The organism is Microcoleus sp. D2_18a_B4, assembly GCF_036702475.1.
Taxonomy (GTDB): domain Bacteria; phylum Cyanobacteriota; class Cyanobacteriia; order Cyanobacteriales; family Microcoleaceae; genus Microcoleus.
The window spans coordinates 1-4,130 of record NZ_JAUBTL010000125.1; the positions used below are offsets into that span (position 1 = coordinate 1).

The following is a 4,130-nucleotide window of genomic DNA, read 5'->3' on the forward strand; positions in this document are numbered from 1 at the left end:
TTAGTCATTAGTCATTAGTCATTAGTCATTAGTCATTAGTCATTAGTCATTAGTCATTAGTCATTAGTCATTAGTCAGCAGTCACATACCAAGGATTAAACACAATTATCCATTACCAATAACCAATTACCCATTACCCATTACCCATTACCCATTACCCATTATGATTTAAACGGCCAACTACCAAATGCTTTTTAAGCGATAATAGCATTGATGAGACAATATCAGAGTAAGTCGATCGAGAACCCCCGTATTTCCCAAGCTGTTATTTATGCCAGATCGTCCTCAGATATCAGCGATTATTTGCACCCACAATCGCGCCGCCTATTTAGGTGGGGCGATCGACAGCTTGCTGGTACAGGATTTTCCCGACAACTTTGAAGTAGTAGTAGTGGATAACGCTTCTAGCGATTATGCAAGCCCCGAAAGTTCGACCTCGCGCACCCGCGAGGTGGTAGAAGCAAGACAGGGCGATCGGCGCCTCAAGTACGTCTGGGAACCCGAAATCGGTCTGTCAGTAGCCCGGAACACAGGCGCTAAGCAAGCTCGCAGTGAAATATTAGCTTATCTCGACGACGACGCTATTGCTGAGCCGAATTGGCTCAGGGTGCTGCACGCGGCTTATCAAAGCAATCAACAACTCGCCGTAGCTGGTGGCAAAGTCAATTTGCTCTGGCCTTGTGGAGTCTCCCCGCCCGAATGGCTGTCACCGGGATTGACCCAAAACTTGGGAGTTTACGATTTGGGGGAAAGTTGCGTTTACGTGACTACTCCCGGTTTGACTCCGAGGGGTGTAAACTATTCGATCCGGCGCGCTTTTCTCGAACAAATTGGCGGCTTCGATGTCAAACTCGGTAGAGTCGGCACAAAATTGTTGTCAAATGAAGAGTTGCGGGCCACAGAATTAGCTTTAGAGTTAGGTTGGCAAGTAGTTTATCTACCGGAGGCCCTGGTGCTTCACCATGTCGCGACAGAAAGGCTCAACAAAGCTTGGTTTCTAGAGCGCGGGTGGTGGCAAGGCATCAGCGAGTGTTATCGCGAACAATTGTCCGATCGAGCCGGTATTGCTCAGCTTGGGCGGGGGGGTGAAAGAATATTGAGGGGTGTCTGGAAGTCTTTTAAATATATTAGAGATCCAGGGCTGCGCTTTGAAAATTTCGTTTTTGCCTGGGGTCAAATCGGTTATTTGAGCGCAGCCATCCGCGGCCTGATTTTTGCACCGAAATCGACCAGCAGGCATTAGGCTATAGGCAATATCCCTCGCTGTTCAAGTCGTCGGCGCGGCTGTGCCGATCGCATTTCATCCACCAAAACTCGACCGCATTTAGGTTCAAGCACTCGATTATGACATCTAGTTCATCCAAGATTCCGGTTTCAGTTCTCATTCCGGCAAAAGACGAAGAACTTAATCTACCTGCGTGTCTGGCCAGCATTGCCAGGGCGGATGAAGTTTTCATGGTTGATTCCCAAAGCAGCGATCGCACGGTAGAAATTGCCATCAGCACCGGCGCCAAAGTAGTGCAATTCTACTTCGACAACCGCTGGCCGAAAAAGAAAAATTGGTCATTGGACAATCTGCCCTTTCGCAACGAATGGGTATTAATTGTCGATTGCGACGAGCGCATCCCGCCGGAACTTTGGGACGAAATCGCGCAGGCGATCGAAGACCCCAATTTTGACGGCTACTACCTAAACCGCAAAGTCTTCTTTTTAGGTCAGTGGCTGCGTTATGGCGGTCGATATCCCGACTGGAATTTGCGTTTGTTCAAGCATCAAAAAGGACGTTACGAGAACCTCGGCACTGAATCCGTCCCCAATACTGGCGACAACGAAGTTCACGAACACGTCATTTTAGCTGGTCAAGTCGGCTACTTAAAAAATGACATGATCCACGAGGATTACCGCGATTTGTTTCACTGGATAGAACGGCACAACCGCTATTCTAATTGGGAAGCTCGCGTTTATTACAATATTATTGAAGGGCGCGACGACAGCGGCACTATTGGCGCTCACTTATTTGGAGATGCAGTGCAGCAGAAACGCTTTCTCAAAAAAGTTTGGGTGCGGCTGCCTTTTAAACCAATGCTCAGATTTATTTTATTTTACTTCATTCAGCTCGGCTTTTTGGATGGAAAAGCTGGCTATATTTATGCAAGGTTATTGAGTCAATATGAGTATCAAATTAATGCAAAACTTTACGAGTTGCGTTGTTGTGGCGGTCAGTTGAATGTGGCAGAACCTGATCCGCCTCTGTCGCCACCAGTAGTTATAACTCAGGAGACAGAAGTGAAATTGCCTTAATATTTTGGAGGCACGGGGGAATTAGGAATTAGGAATTGGTAGTTGGGAATTAGGAAAGCCAGCCCATACCGAGTGGCTTGAGAGATTTTCATTTAATAAGTTCTTCTAGGGATGGAAAAAGCAATTTTTCTGCGCTCACTTTTTCGCAATCACAAGGCTGTTGAATTGCGGATATAGCTGATACTTTTCCCAGCAGCAATTGGATGCTTTCTATTAGCAGCGGTAGAGTTAATAAAATTATTGATGCTGATACCAGCAAGCTAATCAAGCCGTCAGCCCAATTCCAGTGCAGCCACGCTACGGCGATCGCAGCTAAAATTACTCCAACCGACGAAAAAATGTCGGCGACTGCGTGCAGAAAGGCGCTTTTGAGATTCAAGTCGCCGTGACAGCAGGAATGCAAGCAACAAGCATTAATCGAGTTGATGCTTAAACCGACTATGGCGGTAATTAACATCGGGAGCCCTTCTACTTCGGGAGTTGGGGACTGCAAACGGGCGATCGACTCGGCGGCAATCCACAGGGCGATCGCCACTAAACTGATACTATTAATTAAAGCAGCAATGATTTCTCCACGGGCGGGCAGGATGCCCACCCCACAATCAAATTCACTGTTTGTGGAACAGGCATCTTGCCTGTTCTTAAGAATAGTACCCGAACTCAATTCGATCGCGCAATCTACGGATTTACTTTTGCGTTTAAGTGACGAGTACCAAGTCGCTGTCAAAGTTATTGCTAAAGCTGCTACATCTGAAAAAACGTGACCCGCATCTGCTAATAGGGACAAACTATGAGAATTAAGTGCGGCGATTAACTCTGCTACAAAAAAGCTGCTAAGCAGTACCAATGCTGTTTGTAAAAGTCGCACTTTGCCAATTCTGGGATTTGTCTTCTCGCATTGTGCGATATCCTTGGCGTTTTCCGAGTCAAAATTGTCCCTAACTAGAAATGTCATGCAGCAGTCCTTAAGGTTAAACTCGATTTAAAATTAAACATTAAATTAACTATCAATGACCGATTATATACCAAATTCCCACCAAGATCCGGAAAATCCGATCGCAAATTCCCCAAATTCTCAAATAAACGATCGTCCAATTAGCGACTATCACGCAAATACTTTGACAGGCGAATCTTTAGTTGATTTGCGCCGCTACGATCAATCAAAGTTCGATCGAGGAAAGCCTAATTGGCTAATTTTGGTTTGGTGGTTCGTCCAGGCGATCGCATTTCCTCTCACTCCACACCCTTTTAACGGCATCAGAAGCAGCCTCCTGCGGTTATTTGGAGCGAAAATAGGTCGGGGTGCGATCATTCGCCCCACGGCTCGTTTTACCTATCCTTGGAAAATTGCCATCGGAGACTACAGTTGGATCGGAGATGATGTTGTATTGTACAGTCTCGATCGAATTGCGATCGGCAAACACTGCGTCATTTCTCAAAAAAGCTACCTCTGCACCGGCACTCATGACCCTCAAGACCCCGCCTTTGGCTTAATCACAGCATCTATTATCATTAATAACGGCGTTTGGATTGCCGCCGACTGCTTCATTGGCCCTGGTGTAGAAATCGGTGCAAATGCGTTAATTGGAGCTCGCAGCAGCGTCTTTAAAAATATGCCTGCAGGCTTTATTTGCACAGGAACACCTTGTCGTCCCCGCTGTCAGCGAGAAATTAACAAAAGTTCGTAATAGACATTGCACCGGGAAACTAAGGAATGAGAATTAAATAACTTCCACAAGTTTGTGGGATGGGCGTCCCGCCCGTCCTTTTTGGACGGGCGGGACGCCCATCCCACTTTCAAGAGTGGAAGTTATTTAATTCTCATTCCT

General features: G+C 46.5%; 5 protein-coding genes. 3 read left to right on the plus strand and 2 right to left on the minus strand.

Annotated features, from left to right (window positions below):
* Positions 1-271: 271 nt before the first annotated feature.
* Complete coding sequence (locus QUB04_RS32155) at positions 272-1,243, plus strand: glycosyltransferase (RefSeq protein ID WP_333290714.1); 972 nt, start codon at positions 272-274, stop codon at positions 1,241-1,243.
* A 1-nt stretch (position 1,244) separates the two neighbouring features.
* Here QUB04_RS32155 and QUB04_RS32160 read toward each other — a convergent pair whose 3' ends face one another.
* A complete protein-coding gene (locus QUB04_RS32160; protein ID WP_333169952.1) occupies positions 1,245-1,457 on the minus strand; it encodes a hypothetical protein in 213 nt (70 codons plus the stop codon).
* On the opposite strand from QUB04_RS32160, the gene QUB04_RS32165 reads away from it, so the two are divergent.
* Positions 1,384-2,301, plus strand: coding sequence for a glycosyltransferase family 2 protein (locus QUB04_RS32165; protein ID WP_333290717.1), 918 nt, complete (start codon positions 1,384-1,386; stop codon positions 2,299-2,301). The two genes, QUB04_RS32160 and QUB04_RS32165, sit on opposite strands and share 74 nt — an antisense overlap.
* Before the next feature lie 88 nt (positions 2,302-2,389).
* On the opposite strand, the gene QUB04_RS32170 is transcribed toward QUB04_RS32165, so the two are convergent.
* Positions 2,390-3,256, minus strand: a complete 867-nt coding sequence (locus QUB04_RS32170; RefSeq protein ID WP_333290715.1) for a cation diffusion facilitator family transporter — start codon at positions 3,254-3,256, stop codon at positions 2,390-2,392.
* A gap of 55 nt (positions 3,257-3,311) precedes the next feature.
* Between QUB04_RS32170 and hpsU the strand changes: the two genes are divergently transcribed.
* Positions 3,312-3,989 (plus strand): hormogonium polysaccharide biosynthesis acetyltransferase HpsU, encoded by a 678-nt coding sequence (hpsU, locus tag QUB04_RS32175; protein ID WP_333290716.1) that lies wholly within the window; start codon positions 3,312-3,314, stop codon positions 3,987-3,989.
* The last annotated feature ends 141 nt before the right edge of the window (positions 3,990-4,130 follow it).